Genomic DNA, 21,579 nt, shown 5'->3' on the forward strand with positions numbered 1-21,579 from the left:
TGAGCGCAAACGGCGCATCGCTGTCAAATCTCGTTCAACGAGTAGCGATGCGCCGTTTGCGTTCAGCAGGACGCTCTGCCTGCTAGCCGTTAAGCTTTTACGATTTAGAGCTTAATGGTTTTCTTAGAGATTACCTGGCCATCGATTGTGACCGTGGCCACGTAGAGGCCCGGCTTCAGGTGCGTGCCATCGACTGGCAGCACGTGCGCGCCGGTAGCGAAGCGCTGGCCAGCTACTACGGTCTGCACTCTTTGGCCCATCTCGTTGAATAGCTCTACCGTAACGGAGCCCGCTGCGGGCAGGGTGAAATTAACCTGAAACTGATTCTCGAACGGCACTGGGCTGAGGTGGAAGGCGTCGACAGTGGCAGCAGGAAGGTTGCCCCGCACGTTGAGAGTAGTAGCAAACGTGCTCAGCTTCAAGAAATCAGCCATTACGGGGGTCAGGGAAGTATTGTCGAGCAAGCCTCTGCCGGTAAACTGCGCAGCATGCGTACCGGTATTATCGTCAGCGCCCACCCACACGTCCTGGGGGGTGTGGTTGCCGGCCGTGCCCGACTGGTTGGTGCTGTTGCCATTGGTAAGCGGGTTAGAAGCATAGGCAACTACGATGCGCTTACCGGTAGCCGAAGCAGGCGTAGGATAGTCCTTGCCCTGGAAGCTGGTCAGCACGTAGTCGGGAAACCAACCGTTGGCACCGCCATCACCCCGCACCAGGTTGGTTGGCGTAGCATAGCCAGCCTCGGCAGGCACAGATTTGGTAATTGCCCCGGCGTAGGTACGGATTTTGGTGCCATTCTTCGAGAAGTCGGCTTCATCGTGCAGGCCTGTCACGGCAAAGCCGCCGCACTCGTGGTCCGAAGTCGAGAGCAGCAGCGTATGGCCGTTGGCAGGCGTATTCAGCAGGTTACGACCTTCGGCAACGGCGTAGTCGAACGCCATTACTTCTTTAATCATGTAGTCGGAGCCGTATACGTTAGCAGTACGGGGCGTGGTGGGCGTGGCCCCTACCCCAGTGTCGCCATTTCCTACGTAAGTAGGCTTGTCGGCGTCAACCACAAACTGGTTGGTGGTACCCGAGCCGGCTACTACTGAAATACCACCGGTATTGGAGTGCTCCAGGTGGTCGATGCGGCCGGCCTCTACCATCAGGAAAAAGCCTTTGCCATTGCTTTTGGCTTTCAGGACCTGAATGGCGATGTTGGTCATATCGGCCAGCGAGGGCTCCCAGTTGGCATTGGTCTGGCGGTCTTGCTCGTAATTGACGTGCGAGGCGTTGAACAAGCCGAGCAGCTTCTTGCCGCCCACGCCGTACTGGGAAATGTTATTGGCCACGTTTAGCAGCGCGTCGCGGCTGTTCACGTAGCTGTAGCCGCGCTGGTCAACCGCGTATTTTACCAGGTCTACATCGTCGGCACGGGTACCTTTCAGAGTCACGGCTGTGCCGGCGGCATTCATAACCGGGTTGCCGGCGGCATCCACTACTGCATTATAAGTACTGGCCGCATTTTTGGGGAGGAAGTGGCGGGCCCCGCCACCCAGCAATACATCCAGTTCCACCCCGACTTTAGTGCTGGGCAGCTGCCAGTCGCGGGCAGCCTGGTACTGGTAAGAAGCCGTGGGGCTGCTGTTAAAAATTGCTTCGTACTGGGCCTCGCTCGAAGCAATGTACTGAGCGGAGATATAATCTTCCAGGTCGCGGTACCAGATGTGGCTGGCGAAGGCTGCCGGGGTGGCGTGCGTCACGCGGGTAGTTGTTACTAGGCCCACTGCATAGCCCTGCTTTTTAGCCGCTTCCAGGATGGTTTCGAGCGGAGCGCCGGTCGAAGCGTTCAGCGCAAGCACCTCGTTGTCCTGCTTTCCGGGCTTACCACAGGCATATACCGACGCCCCAGGAGCCGAGTCGGTAATCCAGGAATTGAGGGAGTGCGTCGTAACCGTGGTATTATACTTGAGCTTGTCAAGGTTAAGAATTTGAAAGCCCGCATCGGTGGTATAGCGCTTGCCATCGCGCCCCTGCCCCATGGCCATACGGGTAGCTGTTTTGGGAGCCAGCCCAAACCCGTCGCCGATATAGAGAATGACGTTGTTGTTAGTAGCCTGCGCGTGTACTTCCGGCCCAAAGGCGGTGAGCAGCAGGCTGCCAGCGAGTAAAAATCTGAGGTTCATATTTGATGAAAAAGGGGGGAAAGGATGTCGCTAAACAGGACGCAAAGCTTGCCTTTTTACATGATAAAATCATTACCCGTTCATCACCCATTCATTATTAAACCAAATCCTAAGCAGCATTCCTTAACCATTTTTTAACCGCTATCCTTTTTCAGCAGGCTTACTTTTGCTAATCTTTCTACCCCTGTTTAATTGCTTGACATGCTTCCCCGACTATCCTCTGCTTGCGGCTTATTGCGGGGCTCCATTTTAGTGCTGCTGTTGCTGCTGCAAGGACTACGCGGCGCCGGCCTGCAAGCCCGCCCCCGGCCCCACTATGCCCTCGAAGGCCACGAGCCGCCGGTGGCCCTGCTGCACACGGGCAAAGCAACCTTCGTAGTAACTGCTCACGGCGTGTGGCAGCTTGAAGGAAAAGCATTTGTGCGCAAATACCAGAGTACTGCCCAGGTGCAGTGTGCCGCGGCCGCCGACACGGTGCTCTGGCTGGGCACCCGGCAAGGAGTGGTGGCACTGGGGGCCCGGCGCTTCAACGCCCGCCCGCTGGCGTTGCCCACGGCTGCGCCGGCCGGCAATATCACGGCGCTGTTTCTTGATAAGCAAGGGGCGCTCTGGGTGGGCGCCGACGGCCAGGGCGTGTTTCACCAAAACCCCGATGGCAGCTTAAGGCAGGAACTACTCACCCCGTCGATTAACGACGGGGCCGTAACAAACGATAGCTCAATCTGGATAGCTACTAACATCGGCCTGAGCCGTAAGCACGGCCCAACCTGGACACGCTACAATGAGGAAGGGGTGGCCAACCAAGAAATTCCCGACAATATCGTCAACAAGCTGCTGCCCGATAATGCGGGTAATCTCTGGGTACTTATGTCGGACGCTATTTCTGTATTTGAAAGGGTAGGGCATTCTGAGAGCCAGGGAGAACTGCCCACCGTAAAATTTCTGGGCCAGCCCGGCAACGATGTTCTCGGCGTAGTGTACTTGCGAGGCGAAGGACACCTTTTTGCCACTTCCCAGGGCCTGCTGCTGCTGCCCGCGGCCCCGGCTATCAGCTTTGCGCCAGCCACCGGCACCGACCAGATTGTTGCCAAGCAGCTACTACAGCCCGTCGCTACCCCGGCCGGCCGGCCCGTACTCGCACAACTCGATGCCCAGCAGAACCTCTGGCTCGTGAGTGCCGACGCCGTGCGCGTGCTCGCGCCGAAAGAAGTGCACCAGCTGCTACACGCACCAACTCCCACCCTCTAAACCTGCGCCAGCAGGCTAGCCAGTTGCCTTTCAATTTCGCTAAATAAGGGCCGCTCAGCTAGCCTGGGCTGCATACAGCGTCGCTGTAAGTCGGCTAAGGCTAGCCGGCCCACCGCATTGCCAGCCGGGCAATGAGCCACCAATTCTTCGAGCAGGCAGCCAAAGGCGCGTGCTTCGAGCCGCTGCAAAAGCGAGGCTTCGGGCGAGGCCACGTCAAAAAAGCTCGCCGCGCCAAAATCGCCCAGCAGCGCATCGCCGCTGGGCGCCGCCAGAATATTGTGCGCGTACAGGTCGCCGTGCAAAATACCCTGCGCGTGCACGTGCGCCGCCGCCGAGGCAATGCCGTGGGCTAGCCGCACGGCGGCGGCCAGCGTGAAGCTGGTGCCGGGCGCGTACACATCGCGGGTGCACGACGCCAGGCTGGGCGGCCCGGCCAGGTTGCCATACGCCGGGTCGATAAGGTCGAGCACCAGCCCTTCGGCCCCGGCTGGGTGCTCGCTGATTTTACCTTGCACAGCAATCAAATTGGGATGCCGGCCGGCGCTGATGCAGGCGGCCATCTCGCTGTGCGGCAGGCCGTCGCTCGTCACGGCGCCCTTAAATATCTTCACGGCCACTTCCTTCGCTGGCTGGCTGGCGGGCTGCCAGCTAGCCCGGTAAATGACGCCCGAGGCGCCCTCACCCAGCGGCTGCTCAATAGTCAGCTCGGACCAATCAATACGGCCAATCGGATGCCGGGCCACTACGCCCGCTTCGGCCCCGGCATCGAATGGGTTACCTGCGTAGGCCAGCCAGCTCAGGCGCGGTAGAGTCAGCAGCCACACGGGTAGTTCGGTGAGCTGGTTGGCCGCAATGCGCAGCAGCTCCAGTCGGGTGCAGTGGGCTAGCTCGGCGGGCAAGCGGCGCAGCTGATTACCCGCCAGCATCAGCTTTTGCAGGTCGGCGCACCGGCCTATTTCGGGCGGCAGGCTTTCCAGCGCATTGTCGGTGAGGATGAGCCAGCGCAGGCGCGGCGGCAGCGCGGCGGCCGGCACGGCACGAATTTTATTGGCCTTGAAGCCCACCATCGTGAGCCGTGGGCACTGGCCCAGCACCGCCGGCAGGCTGGTAAATCGATTATCGGAGCAAAAAACAACCTGCAGCCGATGCAGCCGGGCCAGGTCGGGCGGCAAGGCAGTGAGCTGATTACCTGATAAGTTGAGGACTTCGAGCGAGTCGGCCAGAGTAAATATCTCTTCGGGAAACTCGGTGAGGCCGGCGGCCAGGTCGAGGCGGCGCGTGCCGGCTAGCTCGCCGGCGCGTAGTTGGGCTAGGGTGTGCATGCGGCAGCAAAGGTCGGCAGCCCAGCCCGGCCGGCTAGCCGATGATGCAGGTATTCTTCTCAGGGCGCAACCCAGGTGCGAAGCGGTAGCACCTCACTTTTTCGACCATTGCGCCCCGTCAGCCGTTAAGGCAAATGAAAAGTCGAGGGTTGGCCTGTTTCTTGAATAAGCCCGCACTAGGCTGGGCTTCTGCCCCGGCTTATTTTTCGCCTCAATGCCTATTTTTCCAGATATGAAACGCTTTTCCTGGTTGGCCACCCTGGCCGTAGCAGTGCCCCTGGCGGCCGCCGCCCAAACCAAGCCTACGATTACTAAATCGTCTTCTACCAGTACTACCAGGCCGGCCACGCAGGAAGTGAAGGAAACCGTCGAAGAGCTCGACCCCGCCACGGGTAAAGTCATTCGGCGCACCACCCGCACCTACAACGTGCCAGCCGGCACCGCCGCTTCGGCAGGCATGGCCACCGCTAGCCCCGCCAGCGCCCCGGCCCGCACCGAAGAGCCCGTGAGCACAACCCCGGTCCACGCCGCCAGCGACCCGGCCGTATCCTCGTTTTTGCGCGAGAAAGTAGCGCTGGGCACTACTACGGCACCCCAGCTACTACGCCTCTACAACGAATTTATCGAAACGGTCCGTGCCGAGCGCAGCGGCTGGAAAGCGGCCGACTGGGACCGGGCGGCCGCCGTGCTCAGCAGCCTCAATGCCCGCTACGAGCAGTTGCGACCTTCGTTTACGCTCGACGACAAGCTCACGATTCGCTCGCAGCAGGGCGAGTTTCAGACCCTGCGCACCGCCCGCCAGCTTTCTGACCAGATTTCGAACAAGCTCTAGGCTAGCCCTGCCCCAGCGCGTGTTCCAAGTCCACGAGCAGGTCGGCCACTTCCTCGATGCCCACGCTCAGGCGCAATACCCCGGGCGTGATGCCGAGCTGCGCACGCTGCGCCGGCGTGAGCCCCCGGTGCGAGGTAGCGGCCGGGTACGAGCACGACGACGACACGCCCGCCAGCGACGGGGCTAACGGAAAGAGCTTGGTCTTTTGAATAAACGCATCGACGGCCGCGGCCGAATCGTCGGCCAGCCGAATGCTCAGCATGCCGCCATACAGGCCGCCCAGCAGCTGGTGCGCCGCCAGGTCGTGGCCGGGGTGGCTTTCGAGGCCAGGGTAGAATACCTGCGCCACGGCCGGGTTATCGGCCAGGAAGCGCGCCAGCGTCATAGCGTTTTCGGAGTGCTGGCGCATGCGCAGGCGCAGGGTTTTGAGGCCGCGCACGGCTAGCCAGCTGTCGAGCGGGGCCAGCATCAGGCCGAGGTTGGTAGCCAGGCGGCGCAGTTTTTTGCCAATGGCCGGGTCGCGGGCTACCACCACGCCGGCCGTCACGTCGGAGTGGCCGGCCAGGTACTTGGTAGCCGAGTGCCACACCATATCGGCGCCCCAGCTTAATGGCTGGGTCAGCATAGGCGACGTAAACGAGCTGTCAATCAGCAATAAAATACCCTGCTCTTGGCACGCCTGCGCCAGGCGGGGGCCATCGAGCACTGTCAGCAGCGGGTTGCTGAGTACCTCGGCCAGCACCAGCTTGGTGGTGGGGCGGCGGTGGCTAGCTACGTCGTAGAGGTCGGCCAGCGGCACGTAGCTCGTTTCGATACCCAGGCGGCTCAGCTCATGGGAGAGCAGCACCACTGAGCCCCCATAGAGTTCGGCGGGGCACAGCACGTGGTCGCCGGCCTGGCACACGGCCAGCACGGCCGCCAATAGCCCGGCTAGCCCCGCGCCGGTGGCCACGCCCCCGCCGCTAGCCCCTTCGAGCCGCGCTACCTCGGCCACCAGCTCGTCGGAATTGGGGTGCTCAGAGCGCGAGTAGCCGTAGCGCCCGCCGTGGTCGGGCGCGGTGTAGTATTCTTCCAGCTCGGCCAGCGAGCTGAATTTAAAGACCGAGGTCTGATAAATCGGGGTAACTTTCGGGTGAATCGGGGTCAGGTCCATGGTGGCGCGAAGGTAGCGCCGGGGCCGGCTGCCGGCCTACTGCGTGCGCCGAATTTCGCTGTCGTCGCTTCTTTCCTTGTTCTCGGCTTCTACCACGCGTTCGGCTTTAGCCGTGAGCGTATCGGGCATGAGGTGTTGCATTGCCAGGTTTTCGCGGGCAAAGACCTGCATCAGCACTACGAAATAAGAAAGCAACAGCGGCCCGATTACCAGCCCCACAATACCGAAAATCTCGACGCCCAGCGTGAGACCCACCAGCGTAACCCAGGGGTGGATATTGCCCATGTACTTGCCCAGCCAGATGCGCAGCAGGTTGTCGATATTAATAATGACGATGACGCCCACCAGCAAAATCCCAATCCCTTGGTTGGTATGCCCCTGCGCAAACTGATAAATGGCCGCCGGACCCCACACCAGCGGCGTGCCCAGCACCGGAATAAAGGCCATAAAAAAGGCTATTACCGTCCAGAACAGCGAATCGGGCACGCCAAAAATGGCGAGCGTAGCGCCCGTGAGTAGCCCCTGCACCAGCGCAACTAGCCCCTGCCCCAGCACATTGGCGTTCACGTTGTTTTTGAGCGACTCGCTCAGCTCGGCCATCGTTTTTTCGCGGAAAGGCAGGTAGCGGTGCAGCCCCGCCAGAAAAGCCTCTTCCTGCATAAAAAGATAGTACATGGTGAAGAGCATCAGGCCCACTATCACGATTACGTTGAGCACGCTGCTGGCTAGGGTCGGCAGCCACTGGCTGACGCGGGCGGCTCCCTGCTGCAACAGCTGCCGCACCTGGTTTTCCTGGGTCACCTGCATGCCTACTTTGCGCTCAACGCTCTGCACCGCCGCCAAAATCTGGTCGGGGTGCTTGGCCAGCTCCGTCACGCGGTCGATGAGCAGCGAGGAAAGCGCGAAAAAGGGAATCACCAGCACCACCGTGGCAAACAGTAGCAGCAGCACCGTTACCAAAGTGCGGTTCCAGTGGCGCTTGTGCACCAGGGCCGTAAACCACGGCCGCAGCACTACATATAAGATACCAGCGCCTAGAAAAGCCGTCAGGTATTGCAACAGCCCAAACAAGGCCAGCAGCGCCAGCACAATTAAGGTGATAATCAGCAGCACAAATCGCTGGCGCGGCGAGTAAATATTGGTTTCGGTAGAATGCGACATCGCGCGGAGAAAGCAGGCTAACAATTGAATGAATAGCTGATGAACGAAAATTTCCCCTGAACAGCCAGCCTTCGGCGCCCTTCGGGCCAAAAAAAGCGCCCGCGCCGACCGAAGTCAGCGCGGGCGCCGCCGCATTTTTCTAAGCTATAACTACGCCGAAGCCGACTCAGCGAGCACTATCACGTTGTTGCGCAGCACTTCTACGATGCCGCCGCTAATGTGAAACGTGCCGCCGCCCGCGCCCGTCACTGTCACGTCGCCGGCCTTGAGGGCGGCAATCAGCGGGGCGTGGTTGTTGAGCACTTCAAATGAGCCATCGGTGCCCGGAAACCGCACCGATGTGGCTTCGCCCTCATATACTTTCCGGTCGGGGGTGATGATTTCTAAGTGCATTTTTTCGGTCATGCTGACGAAGGAAGCATCTTATCGCGCCTGCTCCGTCGGGTTGGCATTGCTAACGAAGGAAGCCGTGATAAGATGCTTCCTTCGTCGGCATGACAAACGGGTTTACTTGGCCTCAGCCATCAGGCGCTCGCCCTTGGCTACGGCATCCTCGATGTTGCCCACCAGGTTGAAGGCCGACTCGGGCAGGTGGTCGTACTTGCCGTCGATGATTTCGTTGAAGCCCTTAATGGTATCCTTAATATCAACCAGCACGCCTTGCAGGCCGGTAAACTGCTCGGCCACGAAGAACGGCTGCGACAGGAAGCGCTGCACGCGGCGGGCGCGGTTCACGGTCTGCTTGTCTTCTTCCGAAAGCTCGTCCATCCCCAGGATGGCGATGATGTCTTGCAGCTCTTTGTAGCGCTGCAAAATCTCCTTCACGCGCTGGGCGGTGTTGTAGTGCTCGTCGCCGAGAATAGTAGCGTCCAGAATGCGCGAGGTCGAATCGAGCGGGTCCACGGCCGGGTAGATGCCGAGCTCGGCAATCTTGCGGCTCAATACCGTCGTGGCGTCCAGGTGCGCAAAGGTGTTGGCCGGGGCCGGGTCGGTCAAGTCATCGGCCGGCACGTACACGGCCTGCACCGAGGTAATCGAGCCGCGCTTGGTCGAAGTAATGCGCTCCTGCATGGCCCCCATTTCGGTGGCTAGGGTCGGCTGATAGCCTACGGCCGACGGCATACGGCCCAGCAGAGCCGACACCTCCGAACCCGCCTGCGTGAAGCGGAAGATATTGTCGATAAAGAACAGGATGTCGCGGCCGGCGCCAGTGCCGTCGCCATCGCGGAAGCTCTCGGCAATGGTCAGCCCCGACAAAGCCACGCGAGCACGAGCTCCGGGAGGCTCATTCATCTGGCCGAACACGAGGGTCGCCTGCGATTTTTCCATCTCGGCCATGTCCACTTTGCTCAGGTCCCAGCCGCCCTCTTCCATCGAGTGCTTAAAGGCATCGCCGTAGCGGATAATGTTGGCCTCGATGAATTCGCGCAGCAGGTCGTTGCCCTCGCGGGTCCGCTCGCCCACGCCGGCAAATACCGACAGGCCCGAGTAGGCCTTGGCCACGTTGTTGATAAGCTCTTGAATCAGAACGGTTTTGCCTACGCCGGCCCCGCCAAACAGACCAATCTTGCCACCCTTTACATAAGGAGCCAGCAGGTCGATTACTTTGATGCCGGTGAAGAATACCTCCGACGAGGTAGCTAGCTCCTCAAACGCCGGGGCATTGCGGTGAATGGGCAGGCCGCCGGTGCTCACCGGCTGTGGAATACCGTCAATAGCCTGGCCAATAACGTTAAACAGGCGGCCTTTCACGCCGTCGCCGGTGGGCATGGTGATGGCGTGGCCCAGGCTGCGCACGGCGGCGCCACGGGTCAGGCCTTCGGTCGAGTCCATGGCGATGGTGCGCACCCGGTCTTCGCCCAGGTGCTGCTGGCACTCCAGCATTACCACCTGGCCGTTGTCTTTGGTTACTTCCAGCGCATCGAAGATGTTGGGGAGGTCGCCTTCGCCCGCGAAGCTCACGTCCACCACGGGGCCGATAACCTGGGTGATTTTGCCCGAATTCGCCATTTGGTTTTACTTTATGAAGTTTAGTATCCTTTTGAGGGTGCAAAAGTACGATTCAAACCCCTCTTTTCAAAGCTGAAGCCCGAATGAACGCGGCCCCCACCCTAGCCACGGTGAAAGCGCCCTGCGGACCCAGCCCACGCACTTTTTTGAAAAATTTTTACCCTGCCTCTTGCCTCGTATTATTCTCGTAGTACCTTTGCAGCCCCGAACGGCACCCCGCCACCCGGGAACTTGTCCGATGGTGTAACTGGCAACACGCTTGATTTTGATTCAAGAAAGTCCAGGTTCGAGCCCTGGTCGGACAACTTCGACACTGCTCGACAACTTCAGCAAAGGCGCTGGCTTCTCCCATCCGGGAGCAAGCCGGCGCCTTTCGCTTGTTATTTCTCCCCTTTCGCTATGGCCTGTTGCCCAGCTTATACGCAGGATAACAGGCTTTTTTGTTTCTACCTTCCCGTATGGACCCGCACGTTAAACTATTCGCCGGCAGCGCCTCGCAGGAGCTGGGCCGCAAAATCGCCGAAGCCTACGGCCAGCCCCTGGGCGACCTTACTCTCCAACGCTTTGCCGACGATGAGCTCAGCCCAAGCTTCGACGAAAGCGTGCGCGGCTGCGAGGTTTTCCTTATCCAGAGTACTTTTCCCCCTAGCGAGCACCTCATGGAGCTTATGCTGATGGTAGATGCTTGCAAGCGCGCCTCGGCTCACAAAGTCAATATCGTAATGCCCTACATGGGTTACGCCCGCCAGGACCGCAAGGACAAGCCCCGCGTGAGCATCGGGGCCAAGGTGGTGGCCAACATCATTCAGAGCGTGGGTACCGACCGCCTCATGACCTGCGACCTGCACGCGGGCCAGATTCAGGGCTTTTTCGATATTCCGGTCGACCATTTGGACGGGGCCACCGTCACGGCGCCTTATATCAAATCGCTAGGGTTGAAAAACCTCATCTTCGCTTCGCCCGACGTGGGCGGCGTGGTGCGCACCCGGGCCTTCGCCAAAAAATTCGGAGCGGAAATTGTCGTCTGCGACAAGATGCGCTTGCGGGCCAACGAAATTGCCTCTATGCAGGTCATCGGCGATGTGAAGGGGATGGACGTAGTTTTTGTGGATGACATGGTAGACACCGCCGGCACCATCTGCAAGGCCGCCGACCTAGTGATGGAGCGCGGCGCCAACTCGGTGCGCGCCGTTATCACGCACCCCTTGCTGAGCGGGCCAGCCCACGACCGCATTCGCGCTTCGCAGCTCACCGAGCTCATTACTACCGACACCATTCCGCAGCGCCAGCCGAACGATAAAATCCGGGTTATTTCGATGGCGCCACTCTTTGCCGCCGCCATCCGCAACGTGGTGACGCACGAGAGCATCAGCTCGCTGTTTAGCTAAAGGTTGGATTTGCGGCCCGCTAGCCTTACCTTTGCGGCCCGTTTCGGCAAGGGTTGCCTAGCGGATAATTCATTCCAAATCAACTTCTTTTATGAAAAGCCTGGAGATTGTAGGGTTTAAAAGAGCGAATCTCGGCAAGACGGACGCTAAGGCGCTGCGCCTCGATGCCCAAGTACCGTGCGTTCTGTACGGTGGCAAAGACACGGTGCATTTTTCGGTGCCCGCCATCTTGTTCCGCGAGTTGCTGTATACCCCCGAGGCCCACATCGTGGACCTGAACGTGGAAGGCACTACCTACCGCGCCATCGTGCAGGATGCCCAGTTCCACCCCGTGAACGAAATGCTGCTGCACGTTGACTTCCTGGAGCTACAGGAAGGCAAAGAAGTGAAGATGGACATCCCCGTGAAATATGTTGGCGTTTCGCCGGGCGTACTGGCCGGTGGCAAGCTAGCCAGCAAGCTGCGCAAGCTGAAGGTGAAGGCTACGGCCGAAAACCTGCCCGACTACGTGGAAGTTGACATCAGCACCCTGGAGCTCGGCAAGTCGGTGAAAGTAGGCGCGGTGAAAACCAACAACTACACCATCCTGACCAGCGCGCAGGCTCCTATTGCTACCATCACCATCCCGCGCGCGCTGAAAGGCGAGCTGGCCGGCAACAAGTAAGACCGCCGATTCAAACTGGTTTAACAGACACCCTGCTGCGCCGGCTGACTAGCCGCCCAGTTGAATTGTTTGAATAATTTGCACACAAAAAAGGCTGCTTATAAAGCAGCCTTTTTTGTGTGCCCAGGGCCTACGCTACGCCTCGCTCGTTTATAGCAAGGAGCCGTTGCTTCGCATTTGCTAATTACGCTAAATACACTTCAATCCGTGGCCTTTTTAATACTTTGCCTGGGCAATATTGGCCCTGAGTACGCCGATACTCGCCATAATATCGGCTTTATGGTGGCCGATTATTTGGCAAAAAAATTTGAGGCGCCGCGCTTTGAATTAGGACGCCACGCTTTTACCACCGAGTTTAAAAGCAAGGGTCAAACCTACGTGCTGGTGAAGCCCACCACGTTTATGAACCTGAGCGGCAAAGCAGCCGCGCACTGGCTTAGCACGCTGAAAATACCGGCCGAGAATATGCTGGTCGTCACCGACGACCTAGCCCTGCCCTTCGGCAAATTGCGGTTGAAAGGCCAAGGCTCGGCCGGTGGCCATAATGGCTTGAAAGATATTCAGGCCACGCTAGGCACTGATGTTTACGCCCGCCTGCGCTTCGGCGTGGATGCTAATTTTCCGAAAGGCCGGCAGGTTGATTATGTCTTAAATCCTTTTTCAGCCGACGAGCAGATTGAGTTGCCGCTACGCATCGAGAAAGCCAGCGAGGCGGTACTGGCTTTCGGCGCGCTAGGGTTAGAGCGGGCTATGAACGTAGTCAACATAAAATAAATCCGTCCGTTATGCTTCGCAGGCTCAGCATAACGGACGGATTTATTGGCCTTTTTATATTTACAAAATCGGGCTGCCGTTGCGTACAGTAGCGCCGGGCTGCATCAGCGCCAGGCTGCCGTCGGCATTTTCAGCCAATAGCAACATGCCTTGGCTTTGAATTCCCTTTATCTCACGGGGCGCCAGGTTCAACAATACCATCGCCTGCTGGCCAATGAGCGCTTCAGGAATGAATGCTTCCGCAATACCGCTGACGATAATGCGCTGGTCGAGGCCCGTGTCGACAGTCAGCTTGAGTAGCTTCTTCGTTTTAGCGATTTTTTCGGCGGCGATAATCGTACCGACGCGTAAGTCCATTTTGCCAAATTCATCGAAACTGACGTTTTCCTTGGCCGGCGTTACGGGCGTAGCGGCTAAGGCATTGGCCTGCTTGGTGTCGAGTAGTTTCTGCACCTGCGCATTCACCACCGAGTCGTCAATTTTCGCAAATAGCAGCGCTGGCTCCTGTAATTGGTGGCCGGCCGGTAGCTGCTCGGCTCGGCCCGCGCTAGCCCAGTCGCCGGGCGTGAAATTTAACATGGCAGCTAGCTTGCTGGCCGACTCGGGCAGGAACGGCGTGAGCAGCGGCACCAGCGCGGCGGCTACCTGCAAGGCAACGTGCAATACGGTGCCGGTGCGCGCCGCATCGGTTTTAATCAGATGCCAGGGCTGCGTATCAGCCAGGTATTTATTACCGAGGCGTGCCAGGTTCATTACCTCTGCTAGGGCATCGCGGAAGCGGTAGTTTTCGATAAGGTCGCCGACGCGCGCTGGAAACTCGGCTAGCTGCCGAAAAACCTCTTCGTCAATTTCTACCAATTCGTCACGCGCGGGCACTTTGCCGTCAAAAAACTTCTGGGTGAGCACGGCGGCACGGTTCACAAAATTACCGAGCGTAGCTACCAGCTCATTATTATTGCGCGCCTGAAAATCCTTCCAGGTGAAATCGTTGTCTTTGGTTTCGGGCGCATTGGCGCACAGCACGTAGCGCAATACATCGGCCTGACCGGGAAAATCGGCTAGGTATTCGTGCAGCCACACCGCCCAGTTGCGCGAGGTGCTAATTTTGTCGCCTTCCAGATTTAGAAACTCATTAGCGGGCACGTTATCGGGCAGAATAAAATCGCCGTGCGCCTTCAGCATTACCGGAAAAATAATGCAGTGAAAAACGATATTATCCTTACCAATAAAATGCACCAGCTTGGTGTCAGGGTCCTGCCAGTATGTTGACCACTCGTCCGGAAATCCTTCCTTGGTAGCTGAGATGTAGCCGATGGGCGCATCAAACCAGACATACAGCACTTTACCCTCAGCGCCAGGCACCGGCACGGGCACGCCCCAGTCGAGGTCGCGGGTTACGGCGCGCGGGTGCAGCCCTTGGTCAATCCACGATTTACACTGGCCGTAGACGTTGGTTTTCCAATCGTTTTTGTGGCCTTCGATTATCCATTCGCGCAGCCAGGGCTCGTACTGGTCGAGGGGCAAAAACCAGTGCTTAGTATCGCGCAATACCGGCGTGTTGCCGCTGAGCATGGAGCGCGGATTAATTAATTCCGTTGGGCTGAGCGAGCTGCCGCAGCGCTCGCACTGGTCGCCGTAGGCATTCTCGTTGCCACAGTTGGGGCAGGTGCCTACCACGTAGCGGTCGGCCAGAAACTGGCCTGCCTGCTCGTCGTAGAGCTGCTGGGTAGTCTGCTCAATGAATTTACCAGCCTCGTATAATTTTTTAAAAAACTCGCTCGATACCTCGGCGTGGGTTGCGGAGGAAGTGCGCGAATACACATCGAACGACACGTTGAAATCACGGAACGAGTCGCGAATTATGGCGTGGTATTTATCTACCACCTGCTGCGGCGTAACACCTTCCTTCTGAGCCCGAATAGTAATGGGCACGCCGTGCTCGTCGGAACCACAAATAAATTTTACGTCGCGGTTTTGGGCACGCAGGTAGCGCACGTAAATATCGGCGGGCAAGTATACCCCGGCCAGGTGCCCGATATGCACCGGGCCATTGGCATAAGGCAGGGCGGCCGTTACGGCGTAGCGCTTTGGTTGTGAAGTCATTGCAAATAAATAACCGGCACCTTAAATCAGCAATCAACTGGCTTACGCAAGCCAACTGCTTTCCTTAGAATTTCAGATGGGGCACGGAGAAAAAAATAATTACAGAAAAAGGCAAAAAATTCGCCGGGGTTTTTAACAAAAATGCAAAAAGCCCGTTTGCTAATTAATTAAATTAGTAAACGACGCACTGGCGTAGCTGCCAGCCACTTACTTTTCTTCTTTTCTTTCCAAAACCCTTTTACTCATGCCTAAAAAAACTACTGCGGATGCACCGGTTACGGCTGCTCCTGCCAAACGCACGCCCGAGGAAAAAGCGCAACGCAAGGCTGATAAAGCCGGGCGCCGCGCCACCAAATCACTCTCTGACGACCGCGCCGAAAAGAAGGCTAGCCAGAAACAAACCCTGAAGTCGGCCGCTAAGCAGCTGCAAAAGGAGCTGGATGCGCGCATGAACGAAGTGGTGGACCGCATCCGCAAAGAAACGAAAGCCAAGCTGAAAGAAGTGGTGAAGGAAGCTACGCGCCGCCTCGACGTAGATACCGAGCGCATGTTTGAGCAGGCGCTGCACACCATTGTGCGCCACTACGATTCCATCGCGCCGGGCCGCACCACCGATATCAACCTGCCCGCCCCGGTTGCCGACGGGGCTAGCGAGGCTCCCGGCGGCGCCACCCACGGCCGCCAGGCGCCCCAGAAGCTTAATAAGAATGGCGGGGCCCGCAAGTCCCGGGACGCCGCTGCCTCGGACAGTGGCAGCGACACGGGCAAAAAGCGGGCGGGCCGCCCGACCGGCAGCGCCAGCAAGCCCAGCACGACGGGCCGGGGCCCCGGCCGCCCCAAGCGCCAGTCCGAACCCGTAGCAACTGCCGACGTGAGCACTCCCGAAGCCACGACCAACGACAGCGTGGCGGTGGATACAGTATAAGTTTTCCAATCAAAACACCTTTGTAAAAAAGGCCGTTGCCAGCGCTGGCAACGGCCTTTTTGTGTGGCAGCCCATCATTGGCTAGGGCCGGCGCAGCGTGTCGGGCAGGCCCTGGTCGAGGCGTTGCAGGCGGGTTTCGTTGGTGGTGATATTGGCGTCATTGGTGTTCAGCGACTCGGGGCGCTTGAGGCGGTTGATGTCGGAGGCCTGCTCGCCAAGGCGCAGGGTGTTGGGGGTGGCATCGGGCACGGCAGCGGCCGGGGCGGTGCCGCGCGTGGTATTGGCGTTGTAAATGGCGCGGCGGTCGGCATCGGTCACAACCTCAGTGGGCACGGCACGCGGGGCCGAGGTTTCGGCGGTGCGCTCGGTGGCCGAGCAGGCAGCCAAAGCTAGCGGCAACGCCAGGCTAGCGATGGGGCGAAAAAAAAATCGGGCAAACATGATAGCAGCATAAAGGCGACCCTGGGCGGGCCGCCTTTATGCTTAACGGATTACGGGCGCGGTAGTTGGCCGTTATTTTTTCGGCTCAAACAGGAGCGCGTTGCCATCCATGCAGTAGCGCTGGCCGGTGGGCTTGGGGCCGTCGTCGAAGACGTGGCCGAGGTGGCCACCGCACTTAGCACACACTATCTCATCGCGGCTCATGCCGAAGCTCTCATCCGATTTTACTTTGACACTGGCCGCCGTGGCCGGCGCGAAGAAACTGGGCCAGCCAGTGCCCGAGTCAAACTTGGTATCGCTGGAAAACAGCAGGTTGTGGTCGGCGGCGCAGTAGTAAGTGCCAGCCGCGTGGTTGTCGTGGTACTTGCCGGTGAAAGGCCGCTCGGTGCCCTCTTCTCGCAAGATGTAGTATTGGTCGGGGGTGAGCAGCTTTTTCCACTCGGCATCGGTGTGCTGCACCGGAAACTCACCAGGCTTGCCCGTTACGGGCTGGGGCTGGGGGTATTTAGCCGTGGTGACGGTAGCACCTTTGAGGCCGGCGGGCACGGCCGCTACGGTTTTGGGCTGGTCGGCGTGGCTCTGCGAGCAGGCCGGGGTAAAAGCAACGGCGCTCAGCAAAAGTGGAAGCAGGGAAAAACGCATGGCGAAAGAAATTCTGGGCTAGGTTATCAGCTTAACAAACGTAAAAGCCAAGGCGTTCGGATGCGGGGCAGCCGGGACTAGCCGGGGCTGCGGGCACTAAAACTCTCGAATTCAGCCGGAACGTTTGCGGGGGCGGCTAGCGTTGATTTTCAGGATAATAAAAAGGCAACTCGGTTTTCTACTTGAAAATCCGTACCTTTGCGGCCGCAAAAACATACGTATGACCCAGAACATTCGGAATATCGCCATCATTGCCCACGTTGACCACGGCAAGACGACTTTGGTGGATAAGATTATCCACGCCTCCAAGATTTTCGACGCGCACCAGCACTTCGACGACCTCATCCTCGACGACAACCCGTTGGAGCGTGAGCGCGGCATTACCATCGTATCGAAGAACGTATCGGTACGCTACAACGGCGTGAAAATCAACATCATCGACACCCCTGGTCACGCCGACTTCGGCGGTGAGGTAGAGCGCGTGCTGAAGATGGCCGACGGCGTGCTGCTGCTCGTGGACGCCTTCGAAGGTGCCATGCCGCAGACCCGCTTCGTGCTGGGCAAGGCCCTGGGCCTGGGCCTGAAACCCATTGTGGTAGTGAACAAAGTAGACAAGGAAAACTGCCGCCCCGACGAGGTGCACGAGCAGGTTTTCGACCTCATGTTCAACCTCGGGGCTACCGAGGACCAGCTTGATTTCGTGACGCTGTACGGCTCGTCGAAGCAGGGCTGGATGAGCACCGACTGGAAGCAGAAGACCGACAACATCATTCCGCTGCTCGACGCGGTGGTGGCCTCGATTCCGCCCGCGCCGGTGCTCGAAGGCACGCCCCAGATGCAGGTGACCTCGCTCGACTACTCGTCGTTTGTGGGCCGCATCGCCATCGGCCGCGTGCACCGCGGCACCCTGAAAGAGGGTGGCAACATGAGCCTGATGAAGGCCGATGGCAGCATCAAAAAGGTAAAAATCCGTGAGCTGCACGTGTTTGAGGGCCTCGGCCGCAACAAGGTGGAGGAAGTAAGCAGCGGCGAAATCTGCGCCGTGTCAGGTATTGAAGGCTTCGACATCGGCGATACCCTGGCCGACGCCGAGAACCCCGAGGCGCTGCCCCGCATCAGCATCGACGAGCCGACGATGAACATGCTGTTCACCATCAACAACTCGCCGTTTTTTGGCAAGGAAGGTAAATTCGTGACGTCGCGTCACTTGCGCGACCGTCTGTTCAAAGAAACCGAAAAAAACCTGGCCCTGCGCGTGCAGACCACTGACAAGGAAGACACCTTCCTGGTGTTTGGCCGCGGCATTCTGCACTTGTCGGTGCTTATCGAAACGATGCGCCGCGAAGGCTACGAGCTGCAAGTAGGCCAGCCCCAGGTGCTGTTCAAGGAAGATGACAATGGCAACCGCCTGGAGCCCGTGGAGCTGCTGGTAGTGGACGTGCCGGAGGAAACCGCCGGCAAGGTGATTGAGCTGGTGAGCATGCGCAAGGGCGAGATGACCATCATGGAGCCCAAGGGCGACTTGCAGCACCTGGAATTCAGCATTCCGAGCCGCGGCCTCATTGGCTTGCGTAACAACGTGCTGACCGCCACCGCGGGTGAGGCCATCATGAACCACCGCTTTGCCGCCTACGAGCCCCACAAGGGTCCGATTCCGGGCCGCATCGCGGGCTCGCTGATTTCGCTCGAAACCGGCCCCGGCACCGCGTACACCATTGACAAGATGCAGGACCGCGGCTCGTTCTTCGTGGACCCGGGCGAGGAAGTATACGCTGGCCAGGTTATCGGCGAGCACACCCGCCCCAACGACTTGACCATCAACATCCAGAAGGGCAAGAAGCTGACCAACATGCGCGCCTCGGGCTCGGATGAGAACGCCAAAATCGTTCCCAAGCGTCAGTTCTCGCTCGAAGAAGCCATGGAATACATCCAGAAGGATGAGTACCTGGAAGTAACGCCCAAGTCGGTGCGCATGCGCAAGATTCTGCTCGACGAGAACGAGCGCCTGCGCTACGCCAAGACGGCGGAGTAAATCGCAGATTGACGCTGATTTTTGTGAGTTTGCAGATTCGGTCGTCAGCAATTTTTGAAAAAGGCGCGGCGTTGGTCGCGCCTTTTTCTTTTTTCCTCTGAGCACTACTCAGGTTTCGATTTTATGAATCAAGGTAATCTACCCCCGTTTATTCAGCTTTTTACCCTGGCCGACAGCGAAGCTACCCAGCGCCTCACCGAGCGGCTAGCCCTAGTGCTGCGCGACCCGACGGCCTATCAAACTCAGTATGCCGAGGAGCTGGCCGAGCGTGGCATTGAAACGGCGCTACCCGCCCAGGAGCTGCGCGATGTAGCGCTGCTTGACGGGCTGCTGTGGGAGGAATTGCTGTGGGAAGCCGACTGGACCGACCCGGCCGGCGACCTGGTTGATGGCCTCAACGAAACACTGGCGCAGCAAGGCCGGCCTGAGCGCCTGGCTGAACTGACCGGCGCACGCGCCGCGACCACCGGCCCCGAGGCTCTCGACGTGCTGCAAGACCTTTTGGAGCCGCTGAGCCTGGCGCTGGTGTTGCTTCCGCTTGACAGCGACTCGCATGCACTCAGCGTAGTAGCTGAAAGCCAGGCAAACGAACTGCGGAGCCTGGCCAAACAGCTGGGCTTTGGCCTGACGGTGTACTAGCCCCGCTGCCGCACGGCCTCAAAAGTGAGCACGGCGGCGGCCACGCTCACGTTGAGCGAGTCGAGCACGCCGCGCATGGGGATAATAATGGTTTCGTCGCACGTCGCGCGGGTGGCGGGCGTGAGGCCGTCGGCCTCGGTGCCGAGCACCAGCGCCGTGGGGCCGGTGAGGGTAGTGGCGGTGTAGCTTTTGGCGTCGTCGGCGAGGGCGGCGGCGAAGGTGCGAATGCCATTTCCCCGCAAAAAAGCCAGGATTTCGGCCATCGGCGCGGCTATGGTGGGCACCGTGAAGATGCCACCCAGGCTAGCCCGGATGACGTTGGGGTTGTAGAGGTCGGTGCGCGGGTCGCCGACCAGCACGGCGTGGGCGGGGGCGGCATCGGCGGTGCGCAGGATGGCGCCGAGGTTGCCGGGTTTCTCCACGGCTTCGAGCACGAGGATGAGCGGGTTTTCGGGCAGCACCAGGTCGGCCAGGGTGCGGTGCGGGGTGTGCAGCACTGCCAGCACGCCATCGGAGCGCTCGCGCACCGCTAGCTTGGCAAACACGGCGGCGCTCACGGGCAGGTACTCGTAGGGGCGCGGCACGAGGCGGGCAGGCGCGGCCAGCTCGTGCGCAATACTCTCGCCGGCTAGCTCCTCGCACACGAAGAGCGTGGCCACGGCCCAGCCGGCCTGCCGGGCGTTGGTGAGCTCGCGGTAGCCCTCGACCAGCGTGAGGCCCTGGCGGCGGCGCTCGGCCGATTTTTCCTGCAAGCGCAGCACTTCTTTAATGCGCGGGTTGTGCAGGCTGGTAATGCGGTCGGGCTGAGCAGGGCGGGCGGCAAACATAGGCCGAAGGTACGGCGCCGGCCGGGTCATTTTTGCACTGGCTGTCTTACTGCAGAGGCGGCAACCGACCAGCCGCTTCACTAAAAACATTCAAGTAACCAACTGTTAATCAACATGTAAATTTCAACAATAAGTGAACCAGCCATGAACTTACTCCCCGCTGCCAGGCCGGGCACTTTTGGCGGGGGCGGCGGCGTTAGCAGGCCACCGGCCGCAGTTGGCCGGCATCGCTTTTATTTGCCTGCATGAAACTTCCGTTTGTTGCGGTGCTGGGCCTGGGGCTAAGCGCCGCCTGGGTGCCGGCCTCGGCCCAAGATGCTCCTCGCCAGCTGGGCGGCGCGCCTGTGGTGCCGGCCCCGGCCCCGCGCCAGGCGGCCCCGGCCCCGCGGCAGCTCGACGCCGTGCCCGCCGCTAGCCCCGCCCCGACCGTGGCGGCCGACTCGACCCGCCCGGCGCCGGTGGCCACTACCCCGGCCGCTAGCCCCGCGCCGGCGGCCCAACCCGCGCAGCCGGCGCCCGGCCCGTTCAACCGGCCCTACATCATGGGGGGGCGACGCAGCCGACCCGCTACCAAGTGGGCCTCAAAAATGGGGCAGTGTATAATGTTTACGACGTGCAGGTGAAGCAGCCGCTGTTTGGGCGCAATTTTTTGCTGCTCGACGGCCAGCGCCGCGTGGAGCTGAGCGAGGTGGGTTTCTATGAAAATGAAACCGGCCACTACGTGCGCACTACGCTGCCGCACTCGTCGCGCGAGGCCACGCTGCGCCGCGAAAAAACCGGCCGCATCAGCCTCTACGCCACCTATAATACCAGCTACTCGCCGGGCGGCTACGGCATGCCGGGCTTCGGCTACGGCGGCTTTGGCTACGGCGGCTTCGGAGGCTACCCCTACGGCGGCTACCGCACCACCAAGACCGAGTATTTCTCGAAAGACAACGGCCCGATTCAGAACCTGAGCGCCCGCAACCTGGCCCTGGCTACCACCGACAATGCCGGCGTGCAGGAGCTGCTGGCCCAGGCGCGGCGCTACCAAACTTCCACCACCATCGCCTACGTGGCGGGAGCTGGCCTGCTGGCTTATGGACTGCTGCAATCTTTTCAGGCCAATAGCACGGGTATCTCGCCGATTACTTACGCGGCCATTCCGGTGCTCATCGTGCCGCTGGTGCTGCAAGGCAAGCAGGCCGCGGCCCAGCGCCAGGCCATTGCGCTGTACAACAGCGGCGGGCTGCGGTAAAAGGGAATCGGGC

Annotated in this window: 20 protein-coding genes and 1 tRNA gene; 11 read left to right on the forward strand and 10 right to left on the reverse strand. The window is 59.8% G+C overall.

Annotated features, from left to right (window positions below; translation table 11 throughout):
• Positions 1-104: 104 nt before the first annotated feature.
• Complete coding sequence (locus tag GKZ68_RS22420) at positions 105-2,168, reverse strand: alkaline phosphatase (RefSeq protein WP_173115332.1); 2,064 nt, start codon at positions 2,166-2,168, stop codon at positions 105-107.
• A 201-nt stretch (positions 2,169-2,369) separates the two neighbouring features.
• Between GKZ68_RS22420 and GKZ68_RS12705 the strand changes: the two genes are divergently transcribed.
• Entirely contained in the window at positions 2,370-3,416 is a 1,047-nt protein-coding gene (locus GKZ68_RS12705; RefSeq protein WP_173115334.1) for a two-component regulator propeller domain-containing protein, read from the forward strand.
• On the opposite strand, the gene GKZ68_RS12710 is transcribed toward GKZ68_RS12705, so the two are convergent.
• Complete coding sequence (locus GKZ68_RS12710; RefSeq protein ID WP_173115337.1) at positions 3,413-4,738, reverse strand: leucine-rich repeat-containing protein kinase family protein; 1,326 nt, start codon at positions 4,736-4,738, stop codon at positions 3,413-3,415. The genes GKZ68_RS12705 and GKZ68_RS12710 overlap by 4 nt on opposite strands.
• A gap of 232 nt (positions 4,739-4,970) precedes the next feature.
• On the opposite strand from GKZ68_RS12710, the gene GKZ68_RS12715 reads away from it, so the two are divergent.
• Complete coding sequence (locus GKZ68_RS12715; protein WP_173115340.1) at positions 4,971-5,570, forward strand: hypothetical protein; 600 nt, start codon at positions 4,971-4,973, stop codon at positions 5,568-5,570.
• Position 5,571: 1 nt separating this feature from the next.
• On the opposite strand, the gene GKZ68_RS12720 is transcribed toward GKZ68_RS12715, so the two are convergent.
• The 4 genes from GKZ68_RS12720 to atpD all read right to left on the reverse strand — a co-directional run bounded on the left by GKZ68_RS12720 (position 5,572) and on the right by atpD (position 9,894).
• Positions 5,572-6,723: a PLP-dependent aspartate aminotransferase family protein gene (locus GKZ68_RS12720; protein WP_173115343.1), complete on the reverse strand. Its 1,152-nt coding sequence runs from the start codon at positions 6,721-6,723 to the stop codon at positions 5,572-5,574.
• 36 nt (positions 6,724-6,759) lie between these two features.
• On the reverse strand, positions 6,760-7,884 hold the full coding sequence (locus GKZ68_RS12725; protein WP_173115346.1) for an AI-2E family transporter: 1,125 nt from the start codon (positions 7,882-7,884) through the stop codon (positions 6,760-6,762).
• A 150-nt stretch (positions 7,885-8,034) separates the two neighbouring features.
• Entirely contained in the window at positions 8,035-8,277 is a 243-nt protein-coding gene (gene atpC, locus GKZ68_RS12730; RefSeq protein WP_173118407.1) for an ATP synthase F1 subunit epsilon, read from the reverse strand.
• Between the two features lie 114 nt (positions 8,278-8,391).
• The gene (gene atpD, locus GKZ68_RS12735; RefSeq protein WP_173115349.1) at positions 8,392-9,894 is read right to left on the reverse strand and encodes a F0F1 ATP synthase subunit beta; all 1,503 of its coding nucleotides are present in this window, start codon (positions 9,892-9,894) and stop codon (positions 8,392-8,394) included.
• 232 nt (positions 9,895-10,126) lie between these two features.
• On the opposite strand from atpD, the gene GKZ68_RS12740 reads away from it, so the two are divergent.
• From GKZ68_RS12740 to pth, 4 genes are all read left to right on the forward strand, one after another.
• Positions 10,127-10,199, forward strand: a tRNA-Gln gene (locus GKZ68_RS12740).
• A gap of 153 nt (positions 10,200-10,352) precedes the next feature.
• Positions 10,353-11,282 (forward strand): ribose-phosphate pyrophosphokinase, encoded by a 930-nt coding sequence (locus GKZ68_RS12745; RefSeq protein ID WP_173115352.1) that lies wholly within the window; start codon positions 10,353-10,355, stop codon positions 11,280-11,282.
• Between the two features lie 91 nt (positions 11,283-11,373).
• A complete protein-coding gene (locus GKZ68_RS12750) occupies positions 11,374-11,946 on the forward strand; it encodes a 50S ribosomal protein L25/general stress protein Ctc (protein ID WP_173115355.1) in 573 nt (190 codons plus the stop codon).
• Between the two features lie 207 nt (positions 11,947-12,153).
• Positions 12,154-12,720 carry an aminoacyl-tRNA hydrolase gene (gene pth / locus GKZ68_RS12755; protein WP_173115358.1) on the forward strand — a complete coding sequence of 189 codons (567 nt, stop codon included), beginning with the start codon at positions 12,154-12,156 and terminating at the stop codon, positions 12,718-12,720.
• Positions 12,721-12,780: 60 nt separating this feature from the next.
• On the opposite strand, the gene metG is transcribed toward pth, so the two are convergent.
• The gene (metG, locus tag GKZ68_RS12760) at positions 12,781-14,823 is read right to left on the reverse strand and encodes a methionine--tRNA ligase (RefSeq protein WP_173115361.1); all 2,043 of its coding nucleotides are present in this window, start codon (positions 14,821-14,823) and stop codon (positions 12,781-12,783) included.
• A 244-nt stretch (positions 14,824-15,067) separates the two neighbouring features.
• Between metG and GKZ68_RS12765 the strand changes: the two genes are divergently transcribed.
• The gene (locus tag GKZ68_RS12765) at positions 15,068-15,748 is read left to right on the forward strand and encodes a hypothetical protein (RefSeq protein ID WP_173115364.1); all 681 of its coding nucleotides are present in this window, start codon (positions 15,068-15,070) and stop codon (positions 15,746-15,748) included.
• Positions 15,749-15,829: 81 nt separating this feature from the next.
• Here GKZ68_RS12765 and GKZ68_RS12770 read toward each other — a convergent pair whose 3' ends face one another.
• Entirely contained in the window at positions 15,830-16,189 is a 360-nt protein-coding gene (locus GKZ68_RS12770; protein WP_173115367.1) for a hypothetical protein, read from the reverse strand.
• Between the two features lie 72 nt (positions 16,190-16,261).
• Entirely contained in the window at positions 16,262-16,831 is a 570-nt protein-coding gene (msrB, locus tag GKZ68_RS12775; protein WP_173115370.1) for a peptide-methionine (R)-S-oxide reductase MsrB, read from the reverse strand.
• A 220-nt stretch (positions 16,832-17,051) separates the two neighbouring features.
• On the opposite strand from msrB, the gene typA reads away from it, so the two are divergent.
• Positions 17,052-18,863, forward strand: coding sequence for a translational GTPase TypA (gene typA / locus GKZ68_RS12780; RefSeq protein WP_173115373.1), 1,812 nt, complete (start codon positions 17,052-17,054; stop codon positions 18,861-18,863).
• A gap of 123 nt (positions 18,864-18,986) precedes the next feature.
• Positions 18,987-19,502 carry a hypothetical protein gene (locus GKZ68_RS12785; RefSeq protein WP_173115376.1) on the forward strand — a complete coding sequence of 172 codons (516 nt, stop codon included), beginning with the start codon at positions 18,987-18,989 and terminating at the stop codon, positions 19,500-19,502.
• On the opposite strand, the gene GKZ68_RS12790 is transcribed toward GKZ68_RS12785, so the two are convergent.
• Complete coding sequence (locus GKZ68_RS12790) at positions 19,499-20,329, reverse strand: RNA methyltransferase (RefSeq protein ID WP_173115379.1); 831 nt, start codon at positions 20,327-20,329, stop codon at positions 19,499-19,501. The genes GKZ68_RS12785 and GKZ68_RS12790 overlap by 4 nt on opposite strands.
• A gap of 245 nt (positions 20,330-20,574) precedes the next feature.
• On the opposite strand from GKZ68_RS12790, the gene GKZ68_RS12795 reads away from it, so the two are divergent.
• Positions 20,575-20,952, forward strand: a complete 378-nt coding sequence (locus GKZ68_RS12795) for a hypothetical protein (protein WP_173115382.1) — start codon at positions 20,575-20,577, stop codon at positions 20,950-20,952.
• Positions 20,925-21,566, forward strand: a complete 642-nt coding sequence (locus tag GKZ68_RS12800) for a hypothetical protein (protein WP_173109585.1) — start codon at positions 20,925-20,927, stop codon at positions 21,564-21,566. Before GKZ68_RS12795 ends, GKZ68_RS12800 begins: the two co-directional genes overlap by 28 nt.
• Positions 21,567-21,579 lie beyond the last annotated feature (13 nt).

Origin of the sequence: Hymenobacter sp. BRD128 (assembly GCF_013256625.1) — a bacterium.
Taxonomy (GTDB): Bacteria; Bacteroidota; Bacteroidia; order Cytophagales; family Hymenobacteraceae; genus Hymenobacter.

Excerpts from the sequence above, each read along its gene's own strand:
- GKZ68_RS12725 (WP_173115346.1), bottom strand. The coding sequence starts at position 7,884 with ATGTCGCATTCTACCGAAACCAATATTTACTCGCCGCGCCAGCGATTT.
- GKZ68_RS12770 (WP_173115367.1), bottom strand. The coding sequence starts at position 16,189 with ATGTTTGCCCGATTTTTTTTTCGCCCCATCGCTAGCCTGGCGTTGCCG.
- GKZ68_RS12720 (WP_173115343.1), bottom strand. The coding sequence starts at position 6,723 with ATGGACCTGACCCCGATTCACCCGAAAGTTACCCCGATTTATCAGACC.
- GKZ68_RS12790 (WP_173115379.1), bottom strand. The coding sequence starts at position 20,329 with ATGTTTGCCGCCCGCCCTGCTCAGCCCGACCGCATTACCAGCCTGCAC.
- GKZ68_RS12710 (WP_173115337.1), bottom strand. The coding sequence starts at position 4,738 with ATGCACACCCTAGCCCAACTACGCGCCGGCGAGCTAGCCGGCACGCGC.
- GKZ68_RS12765 (WP_173115364.1), top strand. The coding sequence starts at position 15,068 with ATGCCTAAAAAAACTACTGCGGATGCACCGGTTACGGCTGCTCCTGCC.
- metG (WP_173115361.1), bottom strand. The coding sequence starts at position 14,823 with ATGACTTCACAACCAAAGCGCTACGCCGTAACGGCCGCCCTGCCTTAT.
- typA (WP_173115373.1), top strand. The coding sequence starts at position 17,052 with ATGACCCAGAACATTCGGAATATCGCCATCATTGCCCACGTTGACCAC.
- GKZ68_RS12745 (WP_173115352.1), top strand. The coding sequence starts at position 10,353 with ATGGACCCGCACGTTAAACTATTCGCCGGCAGCGCCTCGCAGGAGCTG.
- GKZ68_RS12715 (WP_173115340.1), top strand. The coding sequence starts at position 4,971 with ATGAAACGCTTTTCCTGGTTGGCCACCCTGGCCGTAGCAGTGCCCCTG.
- atpC (WP_173118407.1), bottom strand. The coding sequence starts at position 8,277 with ATGCACTTAGAAATCATCACCCCCGACCGGAAAGTATATGAGGGCGAA.
- GKZ68_RS12750 (WP_173115355.1), top strand. The coding sequence starts at position 11,374 with ATGAAAAGCCTGGAGATTGTAGGGTTTAAAAGAGCGAATCTCGGCAAG.
- GKZ68_RS12705 (WP_173115334.1), top strand. The coding sequence starts at position 2,370 with ATGCTTCCCCGACTATCCTCTGCTTGCGGCTTATTGCGGGGCTCCATT.
- atpD (WP_173115349.1), bottom strand. The coding sequence starts at position 9,894 with ATGGCGAATTCGGGCAAAATCACCCAGGTTATCGGCCCCGTGGTGGAC.
- GKZ68_RS22420 (WP_173115332.1), bottom strand. The coding sequence starts at position 2,168 with ATGAACCTCAGATTTTTACTCGCTGGCAGCCTGCTGCTCACCGCCTTT.
- msrB (WP_173115370.1), bottom strand. The coding sequence starts at position 16,831 with ATGCGTTTTTCCCTGCTTCCACTTTTGCTGAGCGCCGTTGCTTTTACC.
- GKZ68_RS12795 (WP_173115382.1), top strand. The coding sequence starts at position 20,575 with ATGAAACTTCCGTTTGTTGCGGTGCTGGGCCTGGGGCTAAGCGCCGCC.
- GKZ68_RS12785 (WP_173115376.1), top strand. The coding sequence starts at position 18,987 with ATGAATCAAGGTAATCTACCCCCGTTTATTCAGCTTTTTACCCTGGCC.